Origin of the sequence: Sphingorhabdus sp., from assembly GCF_044357595.1 — a bacterium.
In the GTDB taxonomy this organism is placed as follows: domain Bacteria; phylum Pseudomonadota; class Alphaproteobacteria; order Sphingomonadales; family Sphingomonadaceae; genus Sphingorhabdus_B.
In genome coordinates this window covers 1-14,831 of the sequence record NZ_JBIKPH010000052.1, presented here as the reverse complement: position 1 = coordinate 14,831, position 14,831 = coordinate 1, and the positions used below count along the sequence as shown (strand labels likewise).

At 53.1% G+C, this 14,831-nt stretch carries 13 protein-coding genes, 1 tRNA gene and 1 pseudogene; 6 read left to right on the top strand and 9 right to left on the bottom strand.

Annotated elements, in window-relative coordinates; all coding sequences use genetic code 11:
• Positions 1 to 88 precede the first annotated feature (88 nt).
• The 5 genes from thiE to tkt form a co-directional block, all read right to left on the bottom strand.
• A complete protein-coding gene (gene thiE / locus ACIQ2T_RS07010; RefSeq protein ID WP_397590194.1) occupies positions 89 to 712 on the bottom strand; it encodes a thiamine phosphate synthase in 624 nt (207 codons plus the stop codon).
• 112 nt (positions 713 to 824) lie between these two features.
• On the bottom strand, positions 825 to 1,712 hold the full coding sequence (locus ACIQ2T_RS07005) for a fructose bisphosphate aldolase (RefSeq protein WP_397590193.1): 888 nt from the start codon (positions 1,710 to 1,712) through the stop codon (positions 825 to 827).
• Positions 1,713 to 1,788: 76 nt separating this feature from the next.
• Positions 1,789 to 2,988 carry a phosphoglycerate kinase gene (locus ACIQ2T_RS07000; protein WP_397590192.1) on the bottom strand — a complete coding sequence of 400 codons (1,200 nt, stop codon included), beginning with the start codon at positions 2,986 to 2,988 and terminating at the stop codon, positions 1,789 to 1,791.
• An 8-nt stretch (positions 2,989 to 2,996) separates the two neighbouring features.
• Positions 2,997 to 4,004 carry a type I glyceraldehyde-3-phosphate dehydrogenase gene (gene gap, locus ACIQ2T_RS06995; protein ID WP_315477873.1) on the bottom strand — a complete coding sequence of 336 codons (1,008 nt, stop codon included), beginning with the start codon at positions 4,002 to 4,004 and terminating at the stop codon, positions 2,997 to 2,999.
• 11 nt (positions 4,005 to 4,015) lie between these two features.
• Positions 4,016 to 5,974, bottom strand: coding sequence for a transketolase (gene tkt, locus ACIQ2T_RS06990; RefSeq protein WP_397590191.1), 1,959 nt, complete (start codon positions 5,972 to 5,974; stop codon positions 4,016 to 4,018).
• Positions 5,975 to 6,194: 220 nt separating this feature from the next.
• Between tkt and ACIQ2T_RS06985 the strand changes: the two genes are divergently transcribed.
• The 4 genes from ACIQ2T_RS06985 to ACIQ2T_RS06970 all read left to right on the top strand — a co-directional run bounded on the left by ACIQ2T_RS06985 (position 6,195) and on the right by ACIQ2T_RS06970 (position 7,716).
• Positions 6,195 to 6,380: a hypothetical protein gene (locus ACIQ2T_RS06985; protein ID WP_397590190.1), complete on the top strand. Its 186-nt coding sequence runs from the start codon at positions 6,195 to 6,197 to the stop codon at positions 6,378 to 6,380.
• On the top strand, positions 6,380 to 6,697 hold the full coding sequence (locus ACIQ2T_RS06980; protein WP_397590189.1) for a cell division protein ZapA: 318 nt from the start codon (positions 6,380 to 6,382) through the stop codon (positions 6,695 to 6,697). Before ACIQ2T_RS06985 ends, ACIQ2T_RS06980 begins: the two co-directional genes overlap by 1 nt.
• A gap of 216 nt (positions 6,698 to 6,913) precedes the next feature.
• The gene (locus ACIQ2T_RS06975; RefSeq protein ID WP_397590188.1) at positions 6,914 to 7,483 is read left to right on the top strand and encodes a 5-formyltetrahydrofolate cyclo-ligase; all 570 of its coding nucleotides are present in this window, start codon (positions 6,914 to 6,916) and stop codon (positions 7,481 to 7,483) included.
• Entirely contained in the window at positions 7,480 to 7,716 is a 237-nt protein-coding gene (locus tag ACIQ2T_RS06970; RefSeq protein ID WP_397590187.1) for a DUF2842 domain-containing protein, read from the top strand. Before ACIQ2T_RS06975 ends, ACIQ2T_RS06970 begins: the two co-directional genes overlap by 4 nt.
• Before the next feature lie 10 nt (positions 7,717 to 7,726).
• Here ACIQ2T_RS06970 and ACIQ2T_RS06965 read toward each other — a convergent pair.
• From ACIQ2T_RS06965 to ACIQ2T_RS06950, 4 genes are all read right to left on the bottom strand, one after another.
• Positions 7,727 to 7,803, bottom strand: a tRNA-Asp gene (locus ACIQ2T_RS06965).
• A gap of 223 nt (positions 7,804 to 8,026) precedes the next feature.
• The gene (gene thyA / locus ACIQ2T_RS06960; RefSeq protein ID WP_397590186.1) at positions 8,027 to 8,959 is read right to left on the bottom strand and encodes a thymidylate synthase; all 933 of its coding nucleotides are present in this window, start codon (positions 8,957 to 8,959) and stop codon (positions 8,027 to 8,029) included.
• Positions 8,960 to 9,096: 137 nt separating this feature from the next.
• The gene (locus ACIQ2T_RS06955; protein ID WP_397590185.1) at positions 9,097 to 9,684 is read right to left on the bottom strand and encodes a hypothetical protein; all 588 of its coding nucleotides are present in this window, start codon (positions 9,682 to 9,684) and stop codon (positions 9,097 to 9,099) included.
• Positions 9,684 to 10,619: a sterol desaturase family protein gene (locus tag ACIQ2T_RS06950; RefSeq protein ID WP_397590184.1), complete on the bottom strand. Its 936-nt coding sequence runs from the start codon at positions 10,617 to 10,619 to the stop codon at positions 9,684 to 9,686. Before ACIQ2T_RS06950 ends, ACIQ2T_RS06955 begins: the two co-directional genes overlap by 1 nt.
• Before the next feature lie 289 nt (positions 10,620 to 10,908).
• Here ACIQ2T_RS06950 and ACIQ2T_RS06945 point away from each other — a divergent pair.
• A pseudogene (locus tag ACIQ2T_RS06945) lies at positions 10,909 to 11,972 on the top strand (IS630 family transposase).
• 233 nt (positions 11,973 to 12,205) lie between these two features.
• A partial coding sequence (locus tag ACIQ2T_RS06940; RefSeq protein ID WP_397590183.1) for a SwmB domain-containing protein occupies positions 12,206 to 14,831 on the top strand: 2,626 nt, incomplete at its 3' end.

Genomic DNA, 14,831 nt, shown 5'->3' with positions numbered 1-14,831 from the left:
TTTTCATGAGTGCACTCGCTTGACAGATGGAAAGAGCAGGCACGCAAAAACGTGCCGTTGGACGCGGCCTTTAGCGATGACAGCGCGATTAGGCAAGCAGTGCGTTGAACGCCTTTACGGCTTCTGCCGGCCCCTGTGGATGGGTCCAGACCGCGTTGCTCACGGCAATGAAGTCCGCGCCACCATCAATCAACGGCTTGGCGTTATCAGCTGTGATGCCGCCAATAGCCACGCAAGGTACTTCGGTTACAAGTGACCATTTCTGCAACGTATCTAGATCAGCAATATGCTCGACGGACTTCGTCTGTGTTGGGTAGAAGGCCCCAAAGGCAACATAATCTGCGCCTGCCTCCGCCGCCTCCATCCCGAGATGGCGACTGTTGTGACAGGTGACGCCAATCTGCGCCTCGCGGCCAAGCAGCTCGCGTGCTTCGCTAACGTCACCATCACCTTGACCCAAATGCACGCCGTCAGCCTTTAACCGTTTGGCGAGCGGGACACTGTCGTTAACGATAAACGCGACATCATGCGCGGCGCAAATTGCCTGCAGGGGCTCTGCCAGGGCAGCAGCCTCATGCTGGTCCACATCCTTGACGCGAAATTGGAATGCGGCAACTCGTCCCGCAGATAACGCAGCCTCAAGCTGAACGGGAAAATCGCCGCCTACTTCAAGCGGCGAGATAAGATATAATTGGCAGGGAAATTCTTTCATACTGCGCTCAATAGCGCGGCTTTAGGCCAACGGCAAATGCCTTGCGCATTTACTGCCAGCCCCTATCCAAACTGGCCTCAAACCTCGCATGCGAATTTACGTGACCCTGACCCTAAGCGGCAGACGCTGCGTGAATTTCATCAATGGCGCTGGAAAGTGCCGCGTCAAATTCGTCCGCGGTCATCTGGTAGCGCAGATCTTCCAACAAAGCGCGCGAGAAGCTTGCGATCATGCCTTTGTTATTGGCAAGCTTGGCGCACGCTTCAGGACGGGCATAGCCACCAGACAAGGCGACAACACGCAAGACGCGTGGATGGTTGATAAGCCCGTTAAACGTGCCCGCCTCGGCCGGAATTGACAGTTTAAGCATCACCTTGTGGTCGCCTGATACATTATCCAGCGCCTTTAATATCTCGTCGCGCAGGATGAGGTCGCTTTGCGCGCGGTCAGCGCTTTTGATGTTCACTTCAGGCTCAATGATTGGCATCAGGCCATTCGCTACGATCTGCTCAGCCACTTCAAATTGCTGCGTCACGATCGCCGCGATGCCCGAAGGCGAAGCCTGATTGATTACCGACCGCTTTTTCGTGCCAAACACGCCCTTGGCCTTCGCGCGCTGAAGCAGTTCATCAAGACCGGCTATTGGCTTCATCAATTGAACACCATCCACCTCATCCTCAAGCCCCTTGTCGACTTTAAGGAATGGCACCACGCCGCGATCTTGCAGCGCTGTTGGCACGGGCTTACCGCCGGCGTCGCTATCCATAGTCCGTTCGAACAAGATAGCACCCAGCACCTTATCACCGGAAAAACTTGGCGCTGTAATGATGCGCGTGCGCATGTCGTGGATCAACGCAAACATCTCTTCCTCGTTTGTGTAAGCATCCTCTTCGACACCATAACCCCGAAGTGCCTTGGGTGTTGAACCGCCGCTCTGGTCAAGCGCAGCAATAAAACCAGATGCAGTGGCAACTTTTTCAAGCATTTCAGAGTAATTCATGAGCAACTTCCTCAATTTTATGTCGTGCATACGTATGCACCAACAGTTGAAAAAAACGGGGCGCTACCCCAAATGTTTAAACGATATTCAAAGCATCAACACCGGGGAGCGGTTTGCCTTCCATCCACTCCAAAAAAGCACCGCCCGCGGTCGAAACAAAAGTAAAGTCTTGCGTCACGCCAGCGTGCGCCAGCGCAGCGACAGTATCACCACCACCCGCAACGGACACCAGCGAGCCTTCCCGCGTCAACGCGGCTGCTGTGCGGGCCAGTGACACTGTAGCCGCGTCAAAAGGTTCAATCTCAAAAGCACCCAATGGCCCGTTCCACACCAAAGTGCGACAGTTTTTCAATACATCCGCAAGCGCCTCAACAGCGGCAGGCCCGACATCGAGGATCATCTCATCAGCAGCGACCTCATGAACATTCACTGTCCGTACCGGAGGATTTGCGCGGAATTCGCGTGAAGTCACGACGTCATAAGGCAAATGCACAGTGCAGCCAGCGGCGTCCGCTGCGTCCATGATGGCATTGGCTTGGTCGGCAAGATCATGCTCGCACAAAGATTTCCCGACATGCACACCGCGTGCGGCCAAAAAGGTATTCGCCATGCCGCCACCGATAATCAGATGGTCGACCTGTTTGACCAAATTGTTCAACACATCAAGCTTTGTAGAGACCTTTGCTCCGCCAACTACGGCTGCCACAGGATGCTCTGGCGAACCAAGCGCCGCTTCCAACGCTTTTAACTCGGCTTCCATCGAACGACCAGCATAGGCTGGCAGGATATGTGCCAATCCTTCGGTCGACATGTGCGCACGGTGTGCCGCCGAAAATGCGTCATTGACGTAGAAGTCGCCGTTCGCGGCAACGGCACGGGCAAGTTCAGGATCATTCTTTTCTTCACCAGCCCAAAACCGGGTATTTTCGAGAAGCGCGATGTCACCATCTGCCAATATGCCCACCGATTGCGCCACAACATCGCCTGCAACTTCCGGTACGAACATGATTTCGCGGGCAACCACCTCTTGCAAGGCATCAAGCACCATCGACACCGACATTTCGCTATGCTTGGCACCCTTGGGACGCCCGAAATGTGCGAGCAACAGGACCTTGGCACCCTTATCCGCCAGTTCTAGCACTGTCGGCAACAACGCACGCATGCGCGTTTCATCCGTCACACGCCCGTCGGCCATGGGTACATTCAGGTCAACGCGGACAAGTGCCCGTTTACCCTTGATGTCCCCAAGATCGTCAAGCGTGCGAAATGCCATCATTCAGATCCTTACAGCAATTTGCCGATGACGCCGGCGGTGTCGACCATGCGGTTGGAGAAACCCCATTCATTGTCATACCAGCTCAACACGCGCACCAACTTGCCGTCGATTACCGCAGTTTCAAGGCTATCGATGGTCGAGCTTGCCGGGCAATGATTATAATCGATCGAGACCAAAGGCTCGTCCGAATAAGCCAGCACGCCCTTCAAGGCACCTTCTGATGCCGCCTTCAACAACGCGTTCACCTCTTCGACGCTCGTGTCACGCTTTGGCGTGAAGGTCAGGTCCACGATGCTGACATTCGGCGTTGGTACGCGGATGGCAGAACCATCCAATTTGCCTTTGAGTTCGGGCATTACTTCACCAACGGCGCGCGCTGCGCCGGTTGTTGTCGGGATCATCGACATAGCCGCGGCACGCGCACGGCGCATGTCCTCGTGTATCTGGTCAAGGATCTTTTGATCGTTGGTGTAGCTGTGGATTGTAGTCATCAGCCCGCGCTCGATACCAATCGCGTCGTTCAGCACCTTCGCCATTGGCGCCAAGCAGTTGGTGGTGCAGCTTGCATTGGAAACGATCACATCGGCAGCGGTTAACACCTCATGATTAACGCCAAAGACAACCGTTTTGTCGACATTTTTGCCCGGCGCAGAAATCAGGACACGCTTTGCACCTGCCGCCAGATGCTTTTCGGCGCTTGCGCGATCCGTGAAGAAACCCGTGCATTCAAGGGCAATGTCGACACCATTTGCGGCATGCGGTAAGTTGGCCGGATCACGCTCTGCAGTAACATGGATACGGTTGCCATTGACGATGATGTCATTGCCATCCGCCTCAACTGTGCCAGGGAAAGGGCCGTGAACGCTGTCACGTTTGAACAAAAGCGCGTTAGCCTTGGCTGGCGCAAGGTCATTGATCGCGACCAGCTCAAGATCATGGTCATCGCGCTCCAAAATGGCGCGTGCGACCAAGCGACCGATGCGGCCAAATCCGTTAATTGCTACTTTTACAGTCATATTTGCTCCAATCAGCCCAAACGGGCAACAATTTGAGGGGTGATTTTATCAGCTGTAAGGCCGAAATGTTCGTACAGGGCATCGATCGGGGCGGATGCACCAAAGCTGTCGATGCCAATCCGCAGACCGTCGCCGACATAACGCTCCCAACCCATCGTTGTGCCGGCCTCAATCGAAACGCGTAAGACGTCCGTGGGCAAAAGCTCTGATTTATAAGCCGCAGGCTGCGCGTCGAAGCGTTCCCAGCTTGGCATGGAGACAACGTCCGCGCCAATACCTTGTGCTTCAAGCTTGTCGGCCACGGCGGCCGCAATTTCAACTTCAGAACCCGTAGCCACTAAGATAACCTTGCGTGGGGCCGAAGCTGCACGCAGCTTGTACGCACCCTTAGCAGAGAAATTCTCACTGATATCGGCACGCAACTGCGGCAAATTCTGGCGTGATAGCGCCAACACCGAAGGGGTCGATGCGCTTTCGATGGCCAATGCCCAGCATTCCGCAGTCTCAATCGTGTCGCAAGGCCGATACACGTCCAAATTCGGTATGAGGCGCATCGACATAATCTGTTCAATGGGCTGATGCGTTGGGCCATCTTCGCCTACACCGATAGAGTCGTGCGTCAAAACATAGATAACGCGCGTCTCTTGCAAGGCGGATAAGCGAATGGCTGCGCGGCAATAGTCCGAGAATATCAGGAAAGTGCCACCATAAGGAATGATCCCGCCATGCAACGCCATTCCATTCATCGCAGCGGCCATACCGAATTCACGAATACCATAGTTCACATATCGACCGGAATAATCGTTTTTATCCAGAGTATTAGTTGAAGAGGTTCGGGTAAAATTTGAACCTGTCAAATCCGCCGACCCACCAAGGAGTTCAGCTATTGCAGCAGTTGCTGAAGTCAGCGCAATCTCCGATGCCTTGCGCGTTGCAATCTTCTGCGGCGCCGCGATTAAACCGTCCAGATGTGGCTTAAGCCAAGCATTGGTTGGCGTGCCTGCCATAGCCGTTCTGAACGCAGCAGCCTTTGCAGATGCCGCCAACCGTACGTCCCACTCCGCATGCGCCGCTGCGCCTGCTTTACCTGTCGCACGCCATGCGCCAAGAACATCATCAGGCATTTCGAATGCAGGGTAAGGCCAGTCAAGTGCAGCCCGCGTGGCAACAATTTCGTTCGCCCCAAGCGGGCTACCATGTGGTGCTTTCGTGCCTTCTTTGTTCGGAGACCCTTTGCCAATCAACGTCCGGCACGCAATCAATGAAGGTCGATTGTCGGCTACCGCCGCCGTAATGGCCCGATCAATGTCCTTGAAATCATGCCCATCGCACGCCTCGACGTGCCAGCCACTGGCAACATAACGTGCGGCTATATCTTCGCTAGTCGACAGATAGGTCGCGCCGTCGATAGTAATCCTGTTATCGTCCCAGAAAACGATCAAACGCCCAAGCCCCAAATGCCCTGCGAGTCCAACCGCTTCGTGGTTGATGCCTTCCATCAAGCATCCATCACCCGCAACAACCCATGTGCGGTGATCAACCAGTTCATCACCGAAGCGCGCGTTGAGATGCCGTTCGGCCATCGCCATGCCTACCGCCATCGCCAAACCCTGCCCTAACGGACCTGTTGTGCATTCTATACCATCAATAAGGAAATTTTCTGGATGCCCGGCACAGGGGCTACCTAATTGCCGGAAATTGCGGATATCGTCTATGGTCGGGCTTGCGTATCCGGTGAGATACAAGGTCGCATAAGCAAACATCGACCCGTGCCCCGCGGACAGGATAAACCGGTCGCGATCGGCCCAATCGGGTGCCTGCGGATCAAATTTCAGAAATTTAGAATATAAAACCGTTGCGACGTCGGCCATGCCCATTGGCATACCGGGGTGGCCACTATTTGCGGCCTGCACCGCATCCATGGCCAGTGCCCTAATTGCATTGGCCATTTGCTGGTCACTAACGGTCATGTTCTTTCCCCACTTGTTACTCCCGAATGGGAGCGGGTGGCGGGGCATATCGCAATATGCGTGACCGCCGATTCGCTGGTGCAAACCCTTTGCGGATGCGCGCGCCAAGCGTCAAGGGAGCCGGGTGCTTTTACCTGTGGAATCTATGGTGATAAATCCGTTCTCACATTTGCATTCAAAAGATAGTCTGTTAATACTCCTCAGCAGAGGATAGTAACCCATGGCAGATGAACGATTAATTTTTGCAATAGGGCGCATCGAGCGCGCTTTGTCGCGGATCGAAAAATTGGCGATATCCCCAAGCGGGTCAGATGACAGTGATCTCAGCAAGCGGCACGAAAAACTTAAATCTGAAACCCTTGCTGCTATCCATGACATGGATAAAATTCTTGCAGGTGCAGACTGATGCCTGACGTCAAAATTAACATCGCCGGTCGCGACTATTTTGTAGCTTGTAATCCCGGCGAAGAACAACGTCTTATGGATCTGGGCGCAATGGTGGATGCTAGCGCACTTGAAGCGAGAGGTGGCTCTCGCGGCCTTACGGAAAACCGCGCCCTTCTGTTCTCTGCACTATTGCTGGCGGATAAGCTGCAGGACGCGGGCGGCGGTGCAGTAGCCGCACCGAACGCACAAACTTCAGAAGCATTTGCTCAATCCGCTGATGTTTTAGAAGGACTTGCGGATCGATTGGAAAATCTGGCGCTAAGGCTTGAGAATTAACAATATACGCTTATATTAGCTGTTGGCGGGACTGTCCGGCACGAACTGATGAGAACATCCCTGAGGCGATTATCTATCTAAGGGAGCTGTCCCTGCCTGGGCCGTTTGGGAAACCTTAAGGTCCAGATCACACGGTGCCCACCTGACGTCCTGGCGTCAGAGGATATTCCGGGAAACGACCCATGGTGGTTCCGCCAACAATTTTCAGGAAAAGCTGTGAAACCAGAATATGACAAGCAGTCGCAGCGGTTACAATATCGCGACATGCGTGACCAGTTTGTAGGTGCACTCTCGGCGCAAGATCGCGCGCTGGCCTTTTCCAGAATCCCTAGCCCGCTCACAAAACATATCCAGCCCGGCAAAATAGTGGCTGGTTATGTCGCGATAGGGTCAGAGGTCGATCCTTCGGCCCTTTTGGCGCAGGCGCATGCACTCGGCAGCGAGATTGCCCTGCCCCATGTTACCAGCAAGATTGCTCCAATGCGGTTTCTGCGCTGGTCGCCTGGCGATGATTTGATGCCTGGCCCATTTGGGCTGCTGCAACCCGCCGAGAATTGCCTCGAATGCAAACCCGATGTCATTTTAACACCCCTGGTGGCCTTTGATGATCAATTAATGCGCCTTGGACAGGGCGCAGGACATTATGACCGCGCCTTAAGTATGCTTGACCATTCTTTTGCCATTGGTCTTGCGTGGTCGGTGCAGCGCGCCCCTGCCATCACATCCGACATATGGGACATGCCCCTCAACGCCGTTCTCACCGAAACATCATGGATAACCTTATGACCACACCACTCAAACAACCTACCTGGCGTAAACCAGCAGGCATGCTCGCAATATTGCTGATTATATTAGTTTGGGCTATGATCGTGGTCAGCGCATCCGATTATATCAGTGCGCAGCACATTGCCGTGCAAAGCATCATTTATCTGATAGCAGGAACAATCTGGATAATGCCCATGCGGCCGCTTCTGATCTGGATGGAGACAGGGTCTTTCCGCGCACCACCCCAAGCCTAACCTAGGGTAGTGGCGCGAGTGACGGGGCTCGAACCCGCGACCTCCGGCGTGACAGGCCGGCGCTCTAACCAACTGAGCTACACCCGCTAACTTGCGGTTGGGGCGCACTATAAGCGGCGCGAGATTCTGTCAACGGCATTCGTAGGAAAAGATTGTTTTGTAACGGACGCCGACAACGACCACTTCTTCGTAATGACATGACAATTCTTAAAAATTTTCTAGGGTTCACCCTATTCTATTTCCTTAAATGGATAGTTTTATTACAATTTCAATAAGTTGTGATGGTCAACATAACTGACCTAATTAGAGACTACACCGCGACGGGTGCGGAAATATGGGATTGTGGTTGATAATCAAGTACCTCAAAATCTTCGATCGTAAAGTCGAAAATGCTATTGGCCGTGCGTAAAAGCTTCAATTTGGGATTACCCGATGGCGCGCGCGACAATTGCTCCTCCACCAAAGAAGCGTGGTTAAGATACAAATGCACATCCCCACCTTGCCAGATGAGCTCCCCAGCCTTGTACCCGCACACCGCTGCGAGCATGCGCGTTAGCAAAGCAGCGGAAAAGGCGTTAAAGGCAAAACCAAGCCCCAGATCGCACGATCGTTGAAACAATATGCAGCTCAACACATTGTCGGCGACATGGAATTGATAGGTTTTGTGGCATGGCGGTAGCGCCATTTGATCAAGCTCTGCTACGTTCCAACCTTCAATGATATGACGGCGCGAACCAGGGTTGTTTTTCAGGCTTTCGACAAGCATGCTAACCTGATCAATGCCCTTTTCCGCGCGGCGGTAGAGATCATTTTCTGTTGCCTCATAACGCGGCCAGTTTACCCACTGCGCGCCATAGACGGGCCCAAGGTCGCCCCATTGCTCGGCGAAAGCTACATCGTCGATAATCCGCTGCTCGAAATCCTCTTGCGAAATGATCGTACCTATTTCACGGCGATAGCGGTCCAGCGGCCAGTCAGTCCAAATCCTGACCTTTTGCTCTAACAGCGGCCGAATATTTGTATTGCCCGTCAAGAACCACAGCATCTCACGCGCCGCTGTTTTCCAATATACGCGCTTGGTCGTCAGCAACGGTATCGCGTCATCGGCAAGCGAGAAGCGCATGGTTGCACCGAACAACGCCTTGGTGCCGACCCCGGTCCGGTCACGCTGCACCGTGCCGTGTTCCCAAATCCGCCGCATCAGCGAAAGATATTGCTCTTCATAATGTGGCGTGGTGTGCATGTTTTATCGCTAACCCCCGCGCATCGATTTGGCAACCATCGCCAACCATGTTAGCCTGCAGCAAATTCGGCTTACGCGCGGTATGCGATAAACTGCGTGTGATATTGAGGCCCTATAAAGCGTGATATGGACCTACATCATGCAAGGGGTTCGCGCATATTCCGTTCGGTAACGATCATGCCCTTCGCAAGCACGGCCAGCGCAAGTGCGACGAGTATGTGATAAAGGTGCCAAGAAACCGCCTCATCCAGCCACGCCGCACGCCGGATGAATATGGCATTTGCAAGCATGATGACTACACCAATGGGCACCAGCCATCTTTGCTGCGAGGAGAAGGGTCGCGCGGTTGCGGCAATAAATGCAATCACAAGGGCCAGAATAAAAAAAGGAGCAAGCAGTGGCCGCGCAAACACATAACTTGCTCCCGCGGCACACAGAATAATCGCCAACCTAAGAGCATCGCCCCTGCCCCCGCCGCGAAACACACAAGCGGACGCTACCGCTAACGTGCCTACAAGGCCCAAATATTGCGACGCGCCAGAATGCAGATTGGCCAGTTCATCCTGCAAACCACCTGCAAAACGTACCACGCCGACTGCTGCAGCTATTCCGAAACAGGCCATGGCAAAAGCCAACAAATCTTGGCCATTTCGTCGCAGGGCGTTTCCTGCAAATATCGTGACGAGAACGATAAAAGCATCAGATAACGCATAATGTGCAGGCATCACGCCTTCCGCATCTGCACTGATTCATTATCGGCGGGGAGCAAACCAGCCTCGCGCTTGATATCCATGGACGTCAACCGCGATCCATCATGGCTCCAACCCGGAGGCGCAAAGATGTAGCAAAACCTTTGCCACACAGTCAGTCCGCGCTGGCTGGCATCTTTGGCAATACCGACATATTCATGGGTTAAGATTGTGAAAGGGTTGAAGGTCTCAAGGTTCTTAACCAATCCATAGTCAACCGGCACGGCGCGATCTTCTTCAACGAATGTGCCAAACATACGATCCCAGATAATCAGCGTACCGGCAAAATTGGAATCCAGATATTCCGGATTACGGCCATGGTGCACCCGGTGATGGCTTGGCGTGTTAAAAACAAATTCGAACCAGCGCGGCAGGCGGTTAATCGTTTCGGTATGCAAAAAGAATTGGTATGTCGCGTTAAGAACCCCGCAAAATACGACCAATACCGGGTCAAACCCGATCAGGATCAAAGGAATTTTGAGCATCATTGTTCCGGTAAAATGCTTCATCCAGCTTTGCCGTAACGCGATGGGCATGTTGAAATTGGTAGATGAATGATGGACGACATGCATCGCCCAACCCCAACGGACGCGATGACAAATACGGTGGTGCAGATAGAAACGCAGATCGTCGAGGACGAAGCACAACAGGAATGACCACCATGTTACGGGTATATCGGTGATGGCGAATGGCGCGACAGCAAACAAAGCGGCAGTGGTAATGAACGCAAATATTGCATTCACAGGATCGCTGGCGAGACCCAGAAAAATCGAAAGTAAAGAGTCCTTCAGCGGCACGCGTCCCGAGCGCTTTAGGAACTGAACGGCGCCAAGCTCTAGCAAGACGCCTGTGGCGAAGGCAGCGAGCGTGATGGCAAACCAATTTTGGCTCATGAACTGTTCGACTGTCACGATTTTCTCTCCCGTTATCCTGTACAGAGATGCACAGACCATAATGATAATAAAATTGAATAATACTATCATATTCTGTAATTATCTGAACATGCATATATAGAGTCCGAACGATAATCATGCCCTTTAGTATCATTATTTTGCCAAGCGATTTATCAGATAGTGAGTGGGCTTCGCTTGTGTAGGAATGTACGGCTAATACCAAGCTGCGCTGAGGCTGGCTCAGATTTGGGATTCCCAAGCGGTTGAAAGTCTGATTCCATGTTGTTCTTCATTTGGAGGAGGTGACATGGGAGCATCGATTAGCTTGCGGCATGATTTTGACGGTGCTTCGTTGAGGCGACTGGCGCGGACGTCGAAGAGCGCGAACCAAGCGCGGCGGCTTTTGGTATTGGCAGAAATTTATGACGGCGGCCGCCGGACATCGGCGGCGCGGATCGGCGGGGTGGGCTTACAGATCGAGGGTGACTGGGTGGTGAGGTTCAACGCCCGTGGTCCTGATGGTCTGCTCGATGGCAAGGCTCCGGGAAGACAGCCGCTGCTCAATGATGCCCAGCGCCGTGCGCTTGTCGAAATGGTTGAGTGCGGCCCGATCCCGGAAATCCATGGCGTCATTCGCTGCCGGCTAGTCGACTTGGTCTAGTGACTTCATTACGAATTTGCGGTCTCGCTTGATGTAACGATTGTAGGGCGGAAGCTAAAGAGACTGGGCTATGTCAAGCTGACGGCGCGGTCTCGCCACTACGCCCAGAACGAGCTTGCGATAGAGGCCTTTAAAAAGGGGGCTTTGCCGCCGAGCTGGCAAAGGTCAGAAGAGCTCTCCCGAAGAGCACGCCGATAGAGATCTGGTTCCAGGACGAAGCGCGGATCGGGCAGAAGAACAAGATCACGCGGCGCTGGGCCAGACGCGGGACACGGCCCTGGGCACCCAAAGATCAGCGAACTAAATCAGCCTATATCTTCGGCGCGATCTGCCCGGAGCATGGCAAGGGCGCCGGGTTGGTGTTGCTCTTGTGTAATACAGAAACCATGACGCTCCATCTGACAGAAATAGCGCTCTCCGTCGCTCCTGGCGCTCACGCTATTATACTGATGGATCAGGCCGGTTGGAATATGACTGGCAAGCTGGACGTGCCTGACAATATCAGCATCATCGCGCTCCCAGCAAAATGTCCTGAACTCAACCCGGTAGAAAATATCTGGCAGTTCATACGCGACAACTGGCTATCCAATCGGGTGTTCACTTCCCACGAAAATATCGTCGACATCTACTGCGAGGCCTGGAACAAGCTCGTCGGTCAGCCTTCGCGCATTATGACCATCGGACACCGCAAATGGGCTAGTGGGTTGTGATCAATGCAGGTTAGTATGGTGTTGTAATTGATAAAAAAACATTTTATGCGAAAATATTGGGTTTCAAAATTTCGAATAATAGCGGCTAGAAAAGCAGATGGTTGCGGCCCAGCGGATCTGGCGAACCCATGGATTGGTAGTTTGGTCTGTTGAAACAGCCTAGCATATGGGCGTCAGGATATTCCGCTCACTATCATTAGTGGGGAATTGTCGTCCAAAGCACGACTGGGTGTATGACTTCTATTTTAAAGGAATGTCAAATGGTGGGTACCGCAGCAGAAATTCGTATCGATGGAACTCCTACTAATGGATCTAACCCATGGCTGGACAGCCTTGTTTGGGGCGGCCGCTGGGCTGATACTTTAGGGCTGCCTACCTCGGGGGGCCCAGTTACAATAACATTTGCATTGATGTCAGGCTCCGATCCATATGGATATCTAACTGGCTCGGGAATACCTTGGTCATCACCTGAATTGGCAGCACTGTTGAGAGCAATGGCCGCTTGGGAGGCGGTAGCCAATGTTGATTTTGTCTATACAACAGACCCCAATGCTGCCGACGTGTGGATTTGGAAAGAGCCTGCGAACGGCCTCCTTGGATATAGTGATGTACCGTTCTACTCTACAGGCGAGCCTCTGTATCTTGTATTCAACGGCGAACATTCTTCCTGGACTTCGAGCAGTCTCGGGGTTGGTGGCTATGGATATTTAACACTATTGCATGAACTTGGACATCTACTTGGCTTGGCTCACCCACATGATGGTGGGTCAGCGTCCGACGGCAACGTATTTCCTGGCGTTTCCTCTGATTTTGGAGATTTTGGTGATTATGATTTAAATCAGGGAATATTTACAACAATGAGCTATAATGACGGCTGGGCTAGTCAATTTCCCAGCTTTTTTAATAATAACTACGGCTGGCAAGCTTCGCCCATGGCTTTGGATGTTGCCGCTATTCAATTAAATTACGGAAAAAATACAACATATGCCTCCGGGAATAATGTATATTATATTCCTACGTCAAATATATCTGGAACATATTGGTCATGCTTATGGGACACTGGAGGAATTGATACAATAAGTAATGTTAACTCTACTGTATCCTGTTTAATTAATCTGAACGATGCGCCGCTTCAGGGGCCTAATGCAGGCGGTTATATTTCTTATGCTCTTGATGTAGTCGGTGGTTTTACGATAGCCAATGGAGTAGTGATTGAAAATGCCATAGGGGGAAAATCTAACGACATTCTCATTGGAAACTCTGCAAACAATAACCTCGATGGAGGTGACGGGAATGACGTGCTGACCGGCGGTAAGGGAAACGATACTGTGAGCGGTGGTTCGGGTATTGACTACGCAAACTTTAGCGATAATCAATCTGAGTGTACGGTCACTTTTTCTTCTGGAAATTGTATTGTGGGGTCGAAAACAGAAGGCATTGATACTTTAACAAACATTGAGTACCTCGTTTTCAATGGTGTCGCTGTGGCGGTTAGCAGCTTGATTTCAGAGACCACCGCCCCTACGTTCACAAGCGCAACAACCAGCGCGGATGGCTTGAAGGTCATTCTTACCTATAACGAGGCGCTAGGCGCCATCACAGCAGCCAAGACTGCCTTTGCGGTAAAGGTAGCTGGTGTCGCTGCAACCATCAGTAGCGTTGCGGTCAACGGCTCGACCATCGAGCTAACCCTTGCGACCTCAATCGGTGCAGGCCAGGCTGTGACCGTGGGCTATACCGCGCCTACGAAGAATGCTGCGACCACCAATGCAGCCGTTCAGGACACAGGCGGCAATGATGCAGTAACGCTTGTTGCCACCACAGCGGTCACAAACATCAGCACAGCGGATAAGACAGGCCCTACGTTCACAAGCGCAACGACCAGCGCGGATGGCCTCAAGGTCATCCTTACCTATAACGAGGCGCTAGGCGCCATCACAGCAGCCAAGACTGCCTTTGCGGTAAAGGTCGCTGGTGTAGCGGCAACCATCAGCAGCGTTGCGGTCAACGGCTCGACCATCGAGCTAACCCTTGCGACCTCAATCGGTGCAGGCCAGGCTGTGACCGTGGGCTATACCGCGCCTACGAAGAATGCTGCGACCACCAACGCTGCCGTGCAGGACACAGGCGGCAATGATGCAGTAACGCTTGTTGCCACCACAGCGGTCACAAACATCAGTGCAGCGGATAAGACAGGCCCTACGTTCACAAGCGCAACAACCAGCGCGGATGGCCTCAAGGTCATTCTTACCTATAACGAGGCGCTAGGCGCCATCACAGCAGCCAAGACTGCCTTTGCGGTAAAGGTAGCGGGTGTAGCTGCAACCGTGAGCAGCGTTGCGGTCAACGGCTCGACCATCGAGCTAACTCTTGCGACCTCAATCGGTGCAGGCCAGGCTGTGACCGTGGGCTATAAAGCGCCCACGAAGAATGCTGCGACCACCAACGCTGCCGTGCAGGACACAGGCGGCAATGATGCAGTAACGCTTGTTGCCACCACAGCGGTCACAAACATCAGTGCAGCGGATAAGACAGGCCCTACGTTCACAAGCGCAACAACCAGCGCGGATGGCCTCAAGGTCATTCTTACCTATAACGAGGCGCTAGGCGCCATCACAGCAGCCAAGACTGCCTTTGCGGTAAAGGTAGCTGGTGTCACTGCAACCGTGAGCAGCGTTGCGGTCAACGGCTCGACCATCGAGCTAACCCTTGCGACCTCAATCGGTGCAGGCCAGGCTGTGACCGTGGGCTACACAGCGCCTGCGAAGAATGCTGCGACCACCAATGCAGCCGTTCAGGACACAGGCGGCAATGATGCAGTAACGCTTGTTGCCACCACAGCGGTCACAAACATCAGTG

Coding starts and splice junctions, on each gene's coding strand:
- thiE (WP_397590194.1), bottom strand. CDS start 712: ATGAAAGAATTTCCCTGCCAATTATATCTTATCTCGCCGCTTGAAGTA.
- ACIQ2T_RS07005 (WP_397590193.1), bottom strand. CDS start 1,712: ATGAATTACTCTGAAATGCTTGAAAAAGTTGCCACTGCATCTGGTTTT.
- ACIQ2T_RS07000 (WP_397590192.1), bottom strand. CDS start 2,988: ATGATGGCATTTCGCACGCTTGACGATCTTGGGGACATCAAGGGTAAA.
- gap (WP_315477873.1), bottom strand. CDS start 4,004: ATGACTGTAAAAGTAGCAATTAACGGATTTGGCCGCATCGGTCGCTTG.
- tkt (WP_397590191.1), bottom strand. CDS start 5,974: ATGACCGTTAGTGACCAGCAAATGGCCAATGCAATTAGGGCACTGGCC.
- ACIQ2T_RS06985 (WP_397590190.1), top strand. CDS start 6,195: ATGGCAGATGAACGATTAATTTTTGCAATAGGGCGCATCGAGCGCGCT.
- ACIQ2T_RS06980 (WP_397590189.1), top strand. CDS start 6,380: ATGCCTGACGTCAAAATTAACATCGCCGGTCGCGACTATTTTGTAGCT.
- ACIQ2T_RS06970 (WP_397590187.1), top strand. CDS start 7,480: ATGACCACACCACTCAAACAACCTACCTGGCGTAAACCAGCAGGCATG.
- thyA (WP_397590186.1), bottom strand. CDS start 8,959: ATGCACACCACGCCACATTATGAAGAGCAATATCTTTCGCTGATGCGG.
- ACIQ2T_RS06955 (WP_397590185.1), bottom strand. CDS start 9,684: ATGCCTGCACATTATGCGTTATCTGATGCTTTTATCGTTCTCGTCACG.